The 15659-nt window shown below is 38.2% G+C and carries 17 protein-coding genes; 10 read left to right on the forward strand and 7 right to left on the reverse strand.

The features are described from left to right. The first annotated feature begins 75 nt into the window (after positions 1 to 75). A complete protein-coding gene (locus QNH17_RS03775; RefSeq protein WP_283877468.1) occupies positions 76 to 828 on the forward strand; it encodes a GntR family transcriptional regulator in 753 nt (250 codons plus the stop codon). Between the two features lie 61 nt (positions 829 to 889). Here QNH17_RS03775 and QNH17_RS03780 read toward each other — a convergent pair whose 3' ends face one another. The 3 genes from QNH17_RS03780 to ttdA are packed head-to-tail and all read right to left on the reverse strand — an operon-like array spanning position 890 to position 3271. Next, entirely contained in the window at positions 890 to 1693 is an 804-nt protein-coding gene (locus tag QNH17_RS03780) for a fumarylacetoacetate hydrolase family protein (RefSeq protein ID WP_283877469.1), read from the reverse strand. Between the two features lie 58 nt (positions 1694 to 1751). Next, positions 1752 to 2363: a L(+)-tartrate dehydratase subunit beta gene (ttdB, locus tag QNH17_RS03785; protein WP_283877470.1), complete on the reverse strand. Its 612-nt coding sequence runs from the start codon at positions 2361 to 2363 to the stop codon at positions 1752 to 1754. After that, positions 2360 to 3271 (reverse strand): L(+)-tartrate dehydratase subunit alpha, encoded by a 912-nt coding sequence (ttdA, locus tag QNH17_RS03790; RefSeq protein WP_283877471.1) that lies wholly within the window; start codon positions 3269 to 3271, stop codon positions 2360 to 2362. The genes ttdB and ttdA overlap by 4 nt, the downstream gene beginning before the upstream one ends. 516 nt (positions 3272 to 3787) lie before the next feature. On the opposite strand from ttdA, the gene QNH17_RS03795 reads away from it, so the two are divergent. The 5 genes from QNH17_RS03795 to QNH17_RS03815 all read left to right on the forward strand — a co-directional run bounded on the left by QNH17_RS03795 (position 3788) and on the right by QNH17_RS03815 (position 9829). Further along, positions 3788 to 5122 carry an MFS transporter gene (locus tag QNH17_RS03795; RefSeq protein WP_283879427.1) on the forward strand — a complete coding sequence of 445 codons (1335 nt, stop codon included), beginning with the start codon at positions 3788 to 3790 and terminating at the stop codon, positions 5120 to 5122. Between the two features lie 830 nt (positions 5123 to 5952). Continuing rightward, the gene (locus tag QNH17_RS03800; RefSeq protein WP_283879428.1) at positions 5953 to 7455 is read left to right on the forward strand and encodes a malate:quinone oxidoreductase; all 1503 of its coding nucleotides are present in this window, start codon (positions 5953 to 5955) and stop codon (positions 7453 to 7455) included. Positions 7456 to 7606: 151 nt separating this feature from the next. Continuing rightward, positions 7607 to 8143: a sigma-70 family RNA polymerase sigma factor gene (locus tag QNH17_RS03805; RefSeq protein ID WP_283877472.1), complete on the forward strand. Its 537-nt coding sequence runs from the start codon at positions 7607 to 7609 to the stop codon at positions 8141 to 8143. Beyond that, positions 8143 to 8550 carry a PadR family transcriptional regulator gene (locus QNH17_RS03810; RefSeq protein WP_283877473.1) on the forward strand — a complete coding sequence of 136 codons (408 nt, stop codon included), beginning with the start codon at positions 8143 to 8145 and terminating at the stop codon, positions 8548 to 8550. The genes QNH17_RS03805 and QNH17_RS03810 overlap by 1 nt, the downstream gene beginning before the upstream one ends. Before the next feature lie 7 nt (positions 8551 to 8557). Beyond that, complete coding sequence (locus QNH17_RS03815) at positions 8558 to 9829, forward strand: FtsW/RodA/SpoVE family cell cycle protein (RefSeq protein ID WP_283877474.1); 1272 nt, start codon at positions 8558 to 8560, stop codon at positions 9827 to 9829. 59 nt (positions 9830 to 9888) lie between these two features. Here QNH17_RS03815 and QNH17_RS03820 read toward each other — a convergent pair whose 3' ends face one another. From QNH17_RS03820 to QNH17_RS03830, 3 genes are all read right to left on the reverse strand, one after another. Further along, complete coding sequence (locus QNH17_RS03820; protein ID WP_283877475.1) at positions 9889 to 10326, reverse strand: YfmQ family protein; 438 nt, start codon at positions 10324 to 10326, stop codon at positions 9889 to 9891. A 165-nt stretch (positions 10327 to 10491) separates the two neighbouring features. Beyond that, entirely contained in the window at positions 10492 to 11862 is a 1371-nt protein-coding gene (locus QNH17_RS03825; RefSeq protein WP_283877476.1) for an MATE family efflux transporter, read from the reverse strand. A 151-nt stretch (positions 11863 to 12013) separates the two neighbouring features. Beyond that, on the reverse strand, positions 12014 to 12343 hold the full coding sequence (locus QNH17_RS03830; RefSeq protein ID WP_283877477.1) for a hypothetical protein: 330 nt from the start codon (positions 12341 to 12343) through the stop codon (positions 12014 to 12016). A gap of 200 nt (positions 12344 to 12543) precedes the next feature. On the opposite strand from QNH17_RS03830, the gene QNH17_RS03835 reads away from it, so the two are divergent. From QNH17_RS03835 to QNH17_RS29945, 3 genes are all read left to right on the forward strand, one after another. Then, a complete protein-coding gene (locus QNH17_RS03835; protein ID WP_283877478.1) occupies positions 12544 to 12699 on the forward strand; it encodes a hypothetical protein in 156 nt (51 codons plus the stop codon). Positions 12700 to 12838: 139 nt separating this feature from the next. Next, positions 12839 to 13279 (forward strand): cell wall hydrolase, encoded by a 441-nt coding sequence (locus QNH17_RS03840; protein ID WP_283877479.1) that lies wholly within the window; start codon positions 12839 to 12841, stop codon positions 13277 to 13279. Positions 13280 to 13569: 290 nt separating this feature from the next. Further along, positions 13570 to 13698, forward strand: coding sequence for a YjcZ family sporulation protein (locus QNH17_RS29945; RefSeq protein ID WP_481858610.1), 129 nt, complete (start codon positions 13570 to 13572; stop codon positions 13696 to 13698). A gap of 125 nt (positions 13699 to 13823) precedes the next feature. Here QNH17_RS29945 and QNH17_RS03850 read toward each other — a convergent pair whose 3' ends face one another. Further along, positions 13824 to 14453, reverse strand: coding sequence for a hypothetical protein (locus QNH17_RS03850; protein ID WP_283877481.1), 630 nt, complete (start codon positions 14451 to 14453; stop codon positions 13824 to 13826). 219 nt (positions 14454 to 14672) lie between these two features. Between QNH17_RS03850 and QNH17_RS03855 the strand changes: the two genes are divergently transcribed. After that, positions 14673 to 15656 (forward strand): glycine-rich domain-containing protein, encoded by a 984-nt coding sequence (locus QNH17_RS03855; RefSeq protein ID WP_283877482.1) that lies wholly within the window; start codon positions 14673 to 14675, stop codon positions 15654 to 15656. Positions 15657 to 15659 lie beyond the last annotated feature (3 nt).

A 15659-nucleotide genomic window follows, 5' to 3' on the forward strand; every position in this document is an offset into this window, starting at 1 on the left:
TTATTGATTATTATTTTTCTGTTATGATTTCTTTGAATGTTATCATAATCAAATTTTGGGAAGTGTGTTTTAACTATGAATACGCCAGATGAACTTGCATTGGGTGATGTTAATTTGAAAGAATTGGACCATTCAGCCCTTTCTCAAAACATTCATTCATTTTTATATCGTTTAGATAATAATGGGGAATCACGCTTGCCGCAACGTGCGTATCTTGCAACCCGGCATGCCATACGACAACTTCAGCTCCCTCCAGGACAAACTATATTAGAGAGGGAAATGGTTGACATATTGGGTATGAGTAGAACTCCAGTTCGTGAAGCTCTCGTGCGTTTAGAGATGGAGGGATGGGTACAGCTTATACCGCGTCGTGGATTTGTTGTGGCACCGATTGTAGCGGACGATCTCCAACATATTTATGAAGTGGTAGAAGCACTTGATGGAATTGCTGGCAGCCTGGCTGCCAAGCGTGCTACGAGTGAAGAATTGGACAAACTTGATCATTTGATAGAAGAGCAGGAAAAAGCACTTGAAGACGAAGATCTTCTAGCATGGACTGACCTTGATGAACAATTTCATCAACTTATTGTGGATCTGGCCCAAAATCCCCGTCTTAGGGGAGTAATGGATAGTCAATCTGATCAACTTTATCGTGCCAGATTATTTACGATTAAGCTTCGGCCGAAACCAACACGTTCCATTATGGATCACAAGGCTATTGTGGCTGTTATGCGGGCAGCAGAACCAGATGCTGCACGATCCATGTTACAATCCCATCGGTTTAGAGCCCGAAGTGAAATATTACAAATTATCCGATCAATGCCTTAATTAATGAAAAAGGGCTACAGAGATTTTCAAGAAATCCACTGCAGCCCTTGTTTAGTAAATGCTATATTACATAATTACATAGTTTCCCGATATTTTCTACTTCCACAGAAACAACATCACCTGACTTCATCGGACAACTCCCAGAAGGGGAACCAGTAGCCAAAACATCACCTGGCTCCAGTGTCATAACCTGTGATATCCAACTGATAAGGTAAGGGATAGAAAGTGACATCTGATTCGTATTACCATCCTGTACGACTTTTCCGTTTAAGGTTGTAACTATTTGCAAATTAGTTGGATCTATCCCCGTCACGATACATGGACCTAAAGGACCAAAAGTGTCAAACCCCTTGCCGCGTGTAAACTGGGGATCCTTTTTTGTCAGATCTCTGGCTGTTACATCGTTAAAGATTGTACAGCCAAAAACATAATCCAATGCTTCTTCTTCATTTATATTTTTCCCACGCTTACCAATAACAAGTGCCACTTCTCCTTCCAATTCCACCTGCTTGGTTAAATCACTTGAAGGAAGAATGATTTCCCCTTGATCTGGAATCAAGGAAGATGCCGGCTTTAAAAACAAAAACGGTTCTTTGAGATTAGCCTTACCTCCAGTTTCTTTTGCATGTGCTGCATAGGTCCAGCCGAAATTAACAACTTTTGAGGGGGCTACAGGCTCTAGAATTTTCACATCACTATATTTAACTCTTACGCCGTCAAAATTTAGTTCGTTGTTTAGAACTTCAGTAAAATTACTAGACAATTGTAAAATTTCATTATCCTCAACAATTCCGTTATATACTTCACCGTTATCATTCTGATAGCGGACTATCGTTTGTGTTTTTTGCAGTACCTGCATAGCCATATCAAACCATCTCCATCTATAGATAAAATATCCCAAAGATATCATGTTATAGAAAAATTTACTTGATGAATCTTACCTGCTGGCTGATTAACTCAATTTGTTCGTCCTTCTTTTTATTGAACTCCACCTTATTTTCTTCAAAGATATTTTTTCCCTCTGCATCAATGGAAACAATCAGAGGACCGAACTCATTCACTTCACAGACCCAAAGAGATTCAGGCATTCCAAGATCTTTCCAGTGTACTTCTTTGATTTCTTCAACCTTTGTTGCCGCAAAAACGGCATTTCCGGCTGGAAAAACGAGGTGTAATGCTTTATGAGTCTTGCAGCCTTCTTCAGTGTTCCTCCCCATTCCACCTTTTCCAACAATGAGTTTAACACCTGTTTCTTCAATAAATTCCTTTTCAAACTTCTCCATTCTCATACTGGTTGTGGGGCCAATAGAGACAATCTCGTATTGTTCATTTCCGAGATCTCTAACAATCGGACCTGCATGGAAAATAGCTTTACCCCTAAGGTCGACAGGTAATGGAATTTTCTCTTCAATAAGCCTTCTATGGGCAACATCCCTGCAAGTAACAATCGTACCGGTTAGGTAGATAATGTCTCCAATTCGTATATCCTTAAGATCTTCATCTTTTATAGGTGTTGTTAAAACCTTTTTACTCATAGTGTTACCCCCTCGTGAGTACTAATTTCATAGTTTAAATTACTATCAAATGTGATCTTTCCTCTTCTATGTGACCAGCATCCGGTATTAACAGCAACTCCAATCGTAGATGGATGTCTTGCTGTATTCACAACATTTACACCCATGACGGATTTAGATCCCTTAAGTCCCTGAGGTCCAAGGCCAATCGCGTTAATTCCATCCTCAAGTAGTCTTTCCATCTTTGCAGCGTTTTCATTTTCATTTTGACTTCCAACAGGTCTCATCAGGGCTAATTTTGAATTTAATGCCGCTGTTTCAACAGAAGTACCGACGCCAACACCTACAAGAAGTGGAGGGCAGGCGTTAAGTCCATAACTTGTCATGCGATCAAGAACAAACTTTACAACGCCTTCATAGCCTTCACCGGGCATTAGAACTGTTGCCACTCCAGGAAGGGTACATCCTCCTCCTGCCATATAAGTGTAGATTTCCACTTTGTCACTGTCTTCTTCAATCTCCCAGAAGATACTTGGTGAACCGTTCCCGATATTCTTTCCTGTATTATACTCATCGAATGTTTCTACAGAATTGTGACGCAAAGGTGTTTCTTTGGTTGACTGAAAGACACTATTTCTTAGAATACTTTCCAATTGTCCAATCAAAGGGAAGTTCTCTCCACACTTTACAAAAAACTGAAGAACACCTGTATCCTGACATGAAGGTCTCTTTAACTCAAAGGCAAGCTTTTGGTTATCAAACATAGTTTTATAGATGATTTTTGCAAGAGGATTATCCTCCCCTTCGCTCAGCTCTTTCAGCTTATTCTCCACATCATCTGGAAGTTTGTAGCTGACAAGGGATATAAACTTTGACATCAGATTCGTCATCTTTTCTTTTTGCTGTACTTTTTCCATTATAGCGTTCATAATAACTCTCCTTTTTAGGGTTAGTTCGTAACCCAGTTAGTTAGGTGATTGTGTGACTGACTTTATGTGTTAATTATTGATTAATGTATACATTAAAGTCAATAGATTTTTAAAAAATAAGATTGATATTTTGGCATTACTGATTTAAAAACACTGTAATTTACTGTTTTTTAATTGTGTTCTTTTTGTGTCTACTGATATTTGGGCACATGGAACTAAAAATAAAATATTGACATTAATGTATACGTTAAGTGATAATTGGTGTAAGGGTTTTCACCTGGAATAATGAAACGAACATGAAATTGAAGGAGGTTATCGAATGTCTAGTAACCATTTTTCGTATAGCAACTATCCCATGAAACTGCTAGGGTGATAGTAGGAAAGAGTTTCTAATAGAACAAACTGATAAATTATCAAAATATTAATTAATGACTGAATATTGATTTGTGAAAATAGTGGCGTTCGCGACTAGATTGGAATTGATATAATTTAGGGGGGAATTTTGTGAGTGTTAATATGCAGGAATTGAAAGCGATTACTAAAAAAACCAATGTACGCTATTTGACTTTGGCTATATTATTTATCACGACCGCAGTTAACTATATTGACCGTTCGGCGCTAAGTGTTGCTGCCCCTGTAATGAACAAAGATCTGCAATTGGATGCGGTGTCATTGGGGATTGCCTTCTCTGCATTCAACTGGGCCTATGCCTTTCTGCAAATCCCGGGTGGGTGGTTATTGGATCGATTTGGAGCCCGTGTTGTGTATGGAGTTGGGCTGTTTGTCTGGTCATTATTTACTTTTTTTCAAGGATGGGTTAGCGGATTTCTCATGTTATTCATTTTAAGATTTGTCGTAGGGGTTGCAGAAGCTCCATCGTTTCCCGGCAATAGCAGATTGACTGCCATGTGGTTTCCTCAGAATGAGCGAGGCAGGGCAGTATCCGTGTATAATTCGGCTCAGTTTTTCGGAATTGCATTGTTTACACCTGTAATGGCTTGGCTTTTACAGAGTTACAGCTGGCATGTGGTTTTTTATGTTGCAGGGTTGGCAGGGATTTTGGTGTCGGTGTTTTGGTTTAAGCATATCCATGAGCCGAAAAAACACCCAAAAGCTAATCAGGCCGAAATTGACTATATCCTTGAAGGCGGCGGCTTGGCAAATGCAGGGGATAAACCGATCAAAATCAGGTGGGCCCATGTAAAACTGCTATTGACCAATCGACAAATGATCGGAATCTATATTGCGCAATTCTGCCTCAATACTATTCTTTGGTTCTTCTTAACCTGGTTCCCTACGTACCTTGTTCAAGAAAAACATATGTCCATGCTCAAGGTTGGATTTATGGCTTCGATCCCATATTTAGGGGCCTTTTTAGGGGGGATCGTTGGTGGGTATTTATCTGATTACTTGTTAAAACGTGGAAAGTCCCTTGGTGCAGCGCGTAAAACACCGATTATCATCGGATTTCTTTTTTCGAGTGTGGTTGTCTTGGCGAATTATACGTCTTCTGCTGCGCTTATCATGCTAATCATGTCAGTTTCTTTTTTCGCAAAAGGGATGGCTGGAGGAACCTGGGCGCTTATTGGTGATATGTCTCCAAAGGAACTCATTGGACTCAACGGTGGAATCTTTAATACATCAGGTAACTTGGCTGGTATCGTGATTCCGATCGTAGTTGGATATATTTTGAGTACAACACATTCCTTTAGTGCTGCCTTATTCTTTATTGGTGCAGTTTTGTTAATCGGAGCATTATCTTACATCTTTATCGTGAACAAAGTTGAACGGATCGAATTACCACCTGAGTTGCAAGAGGAAAAGCAACCTCTATTAAAAGTACAAGCATAAAAAGAATGGAACACTATTCTACTAACGAAAAAATCCCGATCTTCCTACTAAGGAAATCGGGTTTTTTCCTCTATATTTTTATTTTTTAGCTATTAACCAAACGTTAGTCTAAACTTTATTACAATTAAATTCTGAGGTTTTATTACATAATTATAGAAGTTTATGACATAATTCTGGGCACATATAACGTATTTTTCGAAACTTCCGACATTTACTGAAAAATAATTGGTAATCACCTCAAGCTGGAGAGATTTATGACCTATTTTAAGAGATATATGACATAATTCAGGACACATATGACGTATTTTTCGAAACTTACGACATTCACTGGAAAATAAATGGTAATAATCTCAAGCTGGAGAGATTTATGACCTATTTTAAGAGATATATGACATAATTCAGGACGCATATGACGTATTTTCCGAAACTTACAACATTTGCAGGATAATAATTGGAAATCCATAAATTCACTTGACTGCTGGGGGCTTATAGCGGTACAGGACCAGTGATAAAACCCTTTTTTATGATTAAGAAACTAACACCCTACGATATATAAAGTTAACGTATTCCTTTTCTTACTGTCCCCATAGCCTTAACTTAGGAAAAAATTCGATATAGAACCTTGTGGAAAGACTTCTCACTTTCCAATACCTTTTAAATAATTTAAAATTGTCATATAATAATAGTTGAAATAGTAATTTGAAAATAATTGTATACACAATGAAATGTTATTAATTTTGAAACAGAAAAGGTGTGTGATTGGGTCGCGCATTACCTTGGTGTAACACCTACATCTTTTCTGTAAATTTCAGGGGAAAAGGTTGGTTAAAATGAACTACGGAGAAACAAAAACAGACGTCATTTTAATTGGTGCCGGAATCATGAGTGCGACTATTGGGACACTCTTGAAAGAATTAGTACCAGAATGGGAAATTACTGTGTATGAGAAACTCGAAAACGCAGGCGAGGAAAGCTCTAACGAATGGAATAATGCAGGAACGGGTCATGCGGCACTTTGTGAACTTAATTACACAGTTGAAAAACCAGATGGATCTTTAGATATTAGTAAAGCGATAAAAATTAATGAACAGTTTCAGGTTTCCATGCAATTTTGGTCTTATTTAGTAAAAAGCAAGCTGATCGATAATCCACAGGACTTTATCAAACGCTTGCCGCATATGAGTTTAGTACAAGGGGAAGAAAATCTAGCTTTTTTAAAGAAACGATTTGAAGCGCTGTCAAAAAATCCTTTATTCCAGGGAATGGAATTCTCTGACGATCATGAAAAACTGATCGAATGGATTCCGCTGATCATGGAAGGCCGTACATTGAATGAACCGATAGCGGCAACCAAAATTGACTCTGGAACAGATGTCAACTTTGGGGCATTAACACGCATGTTGTTTGAACACTTAGAGAATAAAAATGTCCAGATAAACTATAATCATAGTGTTAACGGTATCAAACGTACTACCAACGGCCTATGGGAATTGAAAGTGCAGAATCAATTTAGCGGTACAGTCAAACGCCATACCGCAAAATTCGTCTTTATCGGAGGCGGTGGAGGAAGCCTGCATTTACTGCAAAAATCGGGTATTCCTGAAGGAAAACATGTCGGAGGATTCCCAGTAAGCGGGCTATTCATGGTATGTAACAATCCAGAAGTTGTAGAACAGCATCATGCAAAAGTATACGGCAAAGCTAAAGTTGGTGCTCCGCCAATGTCTGTTCCGCATCTTGACACAAGATTCATCGATAATAAAAAATCGCTGCTATTTGGACCATTTGCCGGTTTCACACCAAAGTTCTTAAAAACAGGTTCAAATATGGATTTAATCACTTCTGTCAAACCGAATAATGTTTTGACGATGTTGTCTGCAGGCGCAAAAGAGATGTCACTAACAAAATACTTGATTCAACAAGTGATGTTAACGAAAGAACAGCGTATGGAAGAGTTACGAGAGTTTATCCCGAATGCTAAAACTGAGGATTGGGATATAGTAGTAGCCGGCCAACGTGTACAAGTTATCAAAGATACGGAAGCAGGCGGAAAAGGAACACTGCAATTTGGTACAGAAGTGATTACTGCCGCTGATGGCTCGATCGCTGCGTTATTGGGTGCTTCTCCTGGCGCCTCCACTGCCGTTCATGTAATGCTTGAGGTAATCAAAAAATGCTTCCCTCAACATATCAAAGAGTGGGAAGCTAAAATCAAAGAAATGATACCTTCATATGGCAAGTCACTAATGGAAAACCCAGCGCTTTTGCATGAAATTCATACTTCAACAGAGCAGACACTTGGACTAAGTGAAAAAGAGCTTGTATTTAGTTAATTCTTAGGAAGCAGAAATCAGTTTATAGAAGTAGAAAAAACGCCGATGGGCGTTTTTTTTTTTAGATTACTGTTTCCTTTTCAAAAAATATTATTTTTAAAAACTTTATCCATGAGTGCATCGTCTATTATTTAAGGAAGGAGGAATAGACGTGGAAGAACTAACATTGGGAGTAGTAGAAACAGAAGATAAAGAATTACTTATTGATGAAATTATGACCAGGTATGGACAGGAAGTCCTCCAGCTGGTTTTTTCATATGTAAATAATCGTGCAATCGCAGAGGACTTAACGCAGGATATATTTGTTAAGTGTTATAAAGGACTTCATACATATAGCGGCAAATCGAAACTACGAACTTGGTTGTGGAAAATTGCTATCAATCATTGCAAAGATTTTCTGAAAAGCTGGTACAACAAGAATGTCGTCATTACAGAGGATGAACCGTTACATAACACGACGAAAAAGGAAATGATCGAACAGGCGGTCATTCAAAGACAAGAGGATGATCAATTGATTGCTGCAATCATGCTCCTTCCTATTAAATATCGGGAAGTCATCTATCTCTATTATTACGAGGAGTTGCCCATTAAAGAAATTGCTTTAGTAACAGATGTGGGAGCTAACACTGTAAAAACCAGGCTCAGACGAGCAAAGGAACTTCTGAAAGAACGATTGGAGGAAAAATGATGGAGGATCGTTTAAAGAACTTAAAAAAGGCCATGGATCAACGGATGTTTTCTCAATTGAACTTTACGGAGAAGCATCGTAGAAATATCCTTGGAAAAATTAATCAACCAGCCGAAAGTGATGAAGACATTCTGCTAGCGGTTATGCAGCTGCTTGTTCATGAAAAAACGGGTTTTGAATTAACGAAGCAGTTGCGGGGAAGAGGTATTAAAAAGTATGAAGACAATGAAGGATTTTTATACACTTTTTTACATCGACTAGAACAGTCAGGATGTATCCAATCAAACTGGACTGAAGCTGGAGCCAAGTATTATCAACTAACGGATAGAGGACGAAAAGTGCTGCGGAAAGCTGATAAAAGACAAATTAATAGCCAAGTAGTATGGAAAGAATTATTTGAGAGGTGAGGCATAAGTGAATAAAAAACAAGTCTTTTTAAGTGAAGTCATCGCTCAAATTAAATCGAAGGAAGCAAAGCAATATGTTACAGATGAATTGAATTATCACGTGAAGGAAGCGAAAAACGTCTGGATAAAGAAGGGGCTGAAAGAAACAGAGGCGGAGGAAAAAGCAGTCGAACAAATGGGGAGCCCAATTCAATTAGGGCAGCAGCTCAATAAACTCCATCGGCCCAAAGTAGATTGGATCCTGATGATTTTATTAGTGACCATTTTCGGGCTTGGATTTTTACCAATGTTTTCAATCCCTATAGGAGAATATTTGTTAGTGTCTAAAGTCATTATTACTTTAATCGGGAGTGCATCCGTTTTAGGGATCATGCTGATGGATTATCGGAAGTTAAAAAAGCAAGGGTGGTTATTTTATTCCATTGGGGTATTGATTCTTCTAGTGTTAAGACTATTTTCAAACACCACGATTAATGGACTTTCACTTCTTAGGGTTGGACCATTAACGATTGAAAGTATCATGTCGCTCCCATTCTTCTTCCTTGCCTGGGCTTCCTTATTTAATCTTGAGAGGTTGAAGGTCTGGCAGTTTAGTCTATTGTTCCTCCTGCCATTCTTTTTACTACTTACAGTACCTAGTATTTCTACTACCTACATTTACACCATCATGGTCTTTTCGATGCTTTGGTGGAGCCGGTTTAGTCGGAAAATTGTTCTATCAATCTGGGGATTATCCGTAAGTTTTTTCTTGTTCGTAAGCCTTATTTCATGGAAGTTTTTAGGGGTATATCAGAAAGATCGATTGTTGGCTTACTTAAACCCGGAAGAATATTCTGATGGACCAGGATTTATGATCTTACATGTAAAAGAATTTCTTTCAAAAGCAGGCTGGTTTGGTCACTCCATGAACAAAGAATTCATTCCCGAAGCCCACACCAATCTAGTTTTTGTTAGCTTTACCTATTACTACGGCTGGCTTTTAGCCATTGTGTTAGTGGTAATCCTTGGTCTATTTATCGCCAGAATGATGATCATCACAAGTAGGATAAAAGATCCGTACGGCAAACTTCTGCTAATCGGAGCCGTTTCTCTTTATACCGTCCAGCTAGCTACAAATATCGGAATGACATTAGGAGTTTTCCCATTAATTTCGATGTCCTTGCCATTTATCAGCTATGGACTAATGCCAACACTTCTAAATGCTATTTTAATTGGGATTGTCTTAAGTGTCTATCGCCGAAAGGATTTAACCAGAATAACGGAGCTATTAAAAAAGTAATAGAAATAAAAATGAACACTGGACCAGGCTCCGGTGTTCATTTTCATATTAGAGGTAAATTAGTATTGTACTTCCAAAGTGCTTTTTTGAAGAGGTTCAGAAGACAGACTATAAGCTATGACCTTCTTCTTGTACTGTTTGACTACATCAATGCGATCGTTGTAACTGAACACAAATAATCTAACATCTTTTTTACCACTTTTCGTATCAATAACCAATGGAGTATTGCTATTTTCGGGATGTAAAAATAATTCCTCAGTCCCTGGATAGATATAATGCTGCTTTAAATAGGTAGCTTCGTTAAAGTGCTGAATCACTTGAAGTTTCTCTCCACCTACCAAGCTTTTTCCGTTGATGGTTATAGTGACGTCTGTTTCATTAAGTTTTGAATGAATTTCAAATTTCCTTATAAGCCATTCCACCGGCCCAGTTGGAAGACAGGTCATTAATATTTTAATCGTACTTACGATAATTATCGAAACCACAGCCCAGGTCATTTTCATCATCTCCGTTAAAGATTAATAGGTTAATAATATCCCATCCGGATGAATTGTTAACCGTCCAATTCAACTAAAAATACACCATCCACTTTCTGTCCTTTTAGTACAAATAGAAAAAGGCTGCCATTTTAGCAGCCTTGCTAGTGAGAGTTATTAAGTAATTTAAGTCATATTTGATGATAAGTTTTGTTCGACCACTTTCTTCTTAACCCATGGTTTAGAAACCCAGCGCTTTAGGGCAAAAAATCCTCGGATACATTCATCTAATCCTTGGGCAAGCCAAATTCCTAATAGTCCTAAACCAAGTGTAATTCCGAAAAAGTAACTAAGGACGACGGCAATTCCCCACATAGAGATTATTCCGATGACAACAGGGAAGCGGACATCACCGACTGATTTTAAAGAACCCATCAGAACGATATTCATGGCTCTGCCTGGTTCAATGAACACAATCGCCCACAATACGGGAAGGGCGATAGCGATTATGTCAGCATCGGTTGTAAATATAGTTAATATTGGCTTGCCAATTAAAGCAACTGCAAGTGAAACGGATGCCGAAACAATCACGGCAATTTTTAAAGTCTTAAGGCCCCTTTTCAGGGCTCGATCATATTGTTTGGCTCCGATATAACGGGCAATCAACAATTGTGTCCCTTGGCCAATTGCAAATGTAAATAGGAAGCAAACCATGGATATATTTAAAATATACACCCGTGCTGCTAACGCTGCATCCCCTGTAAGTGCCACAAAGCTTGTAATCACCACTTGTGAAAATTGATAAGAGAGATTTTCTCCAGCAGAAGGGATCCCAATAGAAAGAAGTCCCTTAACATCCGTTTTATTAATTTTAAACAAATCTTTCATATGAAACTTTAAGGCTAGTTGTCTATAAACAAAGTAAAAAAGTGCGGCGATGATAAAAATCCGGGCAGCAAACATGGCATAGGCAACCCCGGCAACACCTGTTACAGGAAGGCCGAACCACCCTTTAATGGCAATAAAGGAACCGACCATACTAATTACATTCATAATAATCGTAACCACCATGGTTTCTTTTGTGTGTCCGTAGCTGCGCAAAACAGCACTTAATGCTAACGCAATAGCTTCTAGGAAAAGAGACAGCCCGATGATAGATAGGAAGGTATAAGCAAAATCGTAAACTTCCCCGCTCAGTCCGTAAAATTTTAAAAATACTCCGCCAGAAGCCACGACAACGATGGTCATCACAACACCAATCCAGAAGTTTACCCCAAAGGCGGACCTTGCAAGGCGTCGTGCCCGGTCTAATCGGTTTGCACCCAAATTTTGACCGATCAGGATGGTCGCTCCGATGGCAGTGACATTAAAGACTAAAATAAATATATTAATAATCTGATTGGCTACGCCGACTCCTGCCACTGCATTGTCTGAATATCCACTTAATATTAACGTAGCAACAATTCCCATACCCATATGAAGTGATATTTCGATGAAAAGAGGCCACGTGATGCTAAATAATGATTGGTCTTGGTACTTATTGTTTTCTACAGTCAATTTATTCTCCTTCTTTACTCACGGCATATAAAATCTATTCTAACTATATCTAATCTAATTTAAAATAAAAAAGATATTCCAAAAATTTGAATGGCCATAAAAAAAAACCGTATATAAAACGGTTTTTAGTCAGAAATATCTTGATAAATATTTAATTCTGCTTTTCTTTGATCTTTTCACGGATTTCTTCCAGTTCTTTTAATGACAGTTCACCCAGAGATTTTTTAATTTCTTCCTCAATCTGCTTTTTGTTGCTTTCTCGATATCGGTCCCACCATTCCCGCAGACCTTCTGTTTCGTCTAAAAGGAATTCGACATCAAGCTCTTCTAATTCATCGTCGGACAAATAATTCATTACAGCTCCTAACATGTAACTAAGTTTCTCAACTTCATCTTCATTTTTGTGGTCATTTTTCGATTCATCATTCTCTTCGGTGTCAGGCACCTCATTATTCATATTCGGTGAAGCTTTTCGTGGCATCGTTACCCTTCCTTACTATATTTTACTTTTACGATATAAATCTTAGTATTACCATTAAAAATTGGATTGATTAACTTTGGTGATCTTTTATTGGGATTCTCCTACTAATGACGCGGTTTTAATTTGTGAATATTTGTAAAATAAACTTAAGTTTGTAATATAATATTATTAATGAGTTAGTGAAGTAAGGAGGTATGATAATGATTTGGTTATATATTTTTACACCTGTTGTTATTTTGGGGGCGATAGCTGTTTATTTTGACAAAAAATCTGGAGCTGCTCCTTCTGATGATAGTAGATTTGCTGAGAAGTTAGAGGAATATCCACCGGAAAATAACAATATATTTGGACCTTAAACTGGAAGCCCCGGCTGAAAGGAAGCTTTGATGAAAGTTAAAAAAAGAATCCCCTGGATTTATCCAGGGGGCGAAGTCAATCTATAAACAATGACATCAATTTAAGCTATTTTTCATACTATATTTTGGGGGTGGAAAAATGCCAAGAGCAAATTATCGAAGTTCAGACGTTGACTTAATGGCAAGGATGATGAGAGCAGAAGCCGAGGGTGAAGGAACACAAGGCATGTTATATGTTGGAAATGTAATTGTGAATCGTCTTGTAGCAAATTGTTTAGACTTTAAAGGACTAAGGACAGTTCCGCAAGTTATTTATCAAGTGCAAGGTGGAAATTATTCTTTTGAAGCAGTTCAAAAAGGGAATGTATTTTATCAGAGATCAAGAACTTCTGAAAGAAGATTAGCAAAACAAAATTTGGATTATTGGAGAGACCACCCAGGGAAATATGCCCTTTGGTATTTTAATCCACATGCTCCATGCCCTCCAACATGGTACGGTCAACCTCAATCTGGACAATTTAAAGAACATTGTTTTTATGAACCAAAACCTGGAACATGTGATAGTGTGTATCAAGGATAAGCAGATTCTTTTCAGTGAACCCAGATTGTCGAGAAAGTTTTTTTCTCGGCAATTTTTAATTTTGTCTGAGTATGCCCAATTGATTATTCATTAAAGTTATGTGCATGCACAGATTGGCACTAGGCATGCCTATTTATAATATAGACGGGCTCGAATTTCCTCTCTAAGTGTAATATATAGGGTAATGCTCCCCATATATTCGAAAGGAAGTGTAAAAAATGACTAATGCCATACCGATGACTAATGCTTTACCGATTACTGCTGGGGCGAATGTTCTTCCTCAACCTCCATTGTCTTACTCCTATGCAGCACCTTGTTATACAGGTTGTTTTCCTGCAGGTGGGTGCAGTGAATTTATTCTCATAGTAGTATTGTTTATTTTGTTGATCATTGTTGGTGCAGCTTGTTTCTATTGTTAAAGGATGTATCTATTAAATCCTCCGCTATTTATTCCTCAACAACTGCCTCTAAAGGAAGTTCTTTGTGATAGTGATGCCGTTAACCTAAAATAGAAGGACAAAAGAACGCCAAGTTCGGCGTTCTATTATCTTTTAGTTTTCCGAAAAAAAGCTCCTACAATCACTACCACGGAAAGTGGGAGGATTAGCCAGAGCCAATTGAATGAGTTACTTTCTTCTTGGTAGTCTGTTTCAGATTCATAATTATCGTAAGAAGAAGCGGTTTCTATTTCTTCTGGCACTACTGTTTTAGTTGCAGCTTGATCTTCATCAAAACTTACAGTTTCAGTATATAAATCATCTTCAACTAGCTCATCATCTGGTACCTGTACATCCATCTCTTCTAATTCATCAAGCGTATAAACGTTACCTTCTTCATCTGCATAGGTAGGTTCAGCATCGGCTGTATCGTTTAACATTAACAAAATTGTTCCAAAAACAAGCGTCTTTGATAACACGCCACCAGAAAAATAACGTGTAGATTTTGGATATTTTGTCGTAAGGGAAGAATAAGATGAAGATTTCGTCGTAGTATTCGTTTTACTGCTGGAGCTCGGTTTAGGCGACGAAGTCCTCGGTGTAGACGTGGATGGTTTAGAGTAGCCAGTACTTGCCCCTCTAGTTCCGCCCATTCGTGTTTTTGCATCAGCATAGGCATTACTAAGTAATAAGCTCAAAACAAGGATGGATAGTACACTTACTGTCGCTTTTTTCATTTAAATTCCTCCGAAAAACGCCGTCTCAAAATATGGATCGGCTTATTTTAAGTGTTTGAGATAATAAGATAATATTAACATATTTTTCTTAATTGAATGCTGAAATAATATATAATGTAATCAGTGGTAAAACTTCGTGATATGAGTAGGGTCATTTTTTGAAAAGTATTGAGACCTTTACAAATTTTAACATGTAATTATCTTTTATGGGGGAAGATGGTGATTCATTTGGTTGGAGGAATTGTAGCTGCGGCTCTTTTGCTAGCAGGAGTGGTTACAGGTGTAGTGGTTCTAGCGGTAAAGGACAGACCTAAATTAACCAAAGAAAATATTCCAGAGTATATGGGGGTGCTTTCCAATGTCCCGGTGACACCATTACTTGAAAAATTAGATACCGCTTTAAATTTAGATTATGTTGAACAAATGAAATATCGTTTTCTTCAAGAGCATCCGAAGCGAACGGAAGATGAATTTGAATGGCGGTTCTTTGAATTAAAGCGTTATTTTTTGCTTGCAAATATGTTAAAGCAAACGCCTATGTTTAGTGAAGAAGTAGATGAAATTTGGCATACAATGTTGATGTTCACTCAAAAATATCAAACTTTTTCGGAGCAATTTACAGGGAAAATGCTCCATCACACACCAAACACAAGGCCAATGCCTGCACCACAGGAAAGAGCTTTTTTTGATTGGGTGTTTTCACAGTTGTTTACCATCACTCAATTTAGCTGGAAGACTTGGGGGGATTTTTTCAAATATCCAATAGATAAAAGGGTATTAGGCGAATTCAGGGAAGAAAGTCATGAATGGTTGATTAATAGGTACTTCAAAGTTAATGAAGATAATAAAGATACGATTGAATATCTTGTCAGGAACATGAAACAGCAAGTAAGTGATGCCGAAAAAATCTATCAAGCAGATGAAAAAGGTCGATTTACGAAGCAGCGGTCCTATGGTGAAATGACTAACCTTTCACTTGTAATGGTGTTTTTCTCCTATTTTTATTTTGAAGAATATTATAAGTATGCTAGCTTGTATACATATGCCCAAGCTGTGAAATACACGAGCGGGTGCTCCACAGCTATTTTTTGCGGGACTGCCTCAGATGGTTCTGGTCACGGGGACGGGGGGCATGGAGGCGGCCATGACGGTGGGACGAGCTGCTCAAGTTGTTCCAGTTGTAGCAGCGGATGTTCCTCTTAGGGT

This window comes from Neobacillus sp. SuZ13 (assembly GCF_030123365.1).
Lineage (GTDB): Bacteria > Bacillota > Bacilli > Bacillales > Cytobacillaceae > Neobacillus.

Bases quoted from the DNA above. Each gene is read 5' to 3' on its own strand.
- QNH17_RS03775 (WP_283877468.1), top strand. From the start codon at position 76: ATGAATACGCCAGATGAACTTGCATTGGGTGATGTTAATTTGAAAGAA.
- QNH17_RS03780 (WP_283877469.1), bottom strand. From the start codon at position 1,693: ATGGCTATGCAGGTACTGCAAAAAACACAAACGATAGTCCGCTATCAG.
- ttdB (WP_283877470.1), bottom strand. From the start codon at position 2,363: ATGAGTAAAAAGGTTTTAACAACACCTATAAAAGATGAAGATCTTAAG.
- ttdA (WP_283877471.1), bottom strand. From the start codon at position 3,271: ATGAACGCTATAATGGAAAAAGTACAGCAAAAAGAAAAGATGACGAAT.
- QNH17_RS03795 (WP_283879427.1), top strand. From the start codon at position 3,788: ATGCAGGAATTGAAAGCGATTACTAAAAAAACCAATGTACGCTATTTG.
- QNH17_RS03800 (WP_283879428.1), top strand. From the start codon at position 5,953: ATGAACTACGGAGAAACAAAAACAGACGTCATTTTAATTGGTGCCGGA.
- QNH17_RS03810 (WP_283877473.1), top strand. From the start codon at position 8,143: ATGGAGGATCGTTTAAAGAACTTAAAAAAGGCCATGGATCAACGGATG.
- QNH17_RS03820 (WP_283877475.1), bottom strand. From the start codon at position 10,326: ATGACCTGGGCTGTGGTTTCGATAATTATCGTAAGTACGATTAAAATA.
- QNH17_RS03830 (WP_283877477.1), bottom strand. From the start codon at position 12,343: ATGCCACGAAAAGCTTCACCGAATATGAATAATGAGGTGCCTGACACC.
- QNH17_RS03835 (WP_283877478.1), top strand. From the start codon at position 12,544: ATGATTTGGTTATATATTTTTACACCTGTTGTTATTTTGGGGGCGATA.
- QNH17_RS03840 (WP_283877479.1), top strand. From the start codon at position 12,839: ATGCCAAGAGCAAATTATCGAAGTTCAGACGTTGACTTAATGGCAAGG.
- QNH17_RS03850 (WP_283877481.1), bottom strand. From the start codon at position 14,453: ATGAAAAAAGCGACAGTAAGTGTACTATCCATCCTTGTTTTGAGCTTA.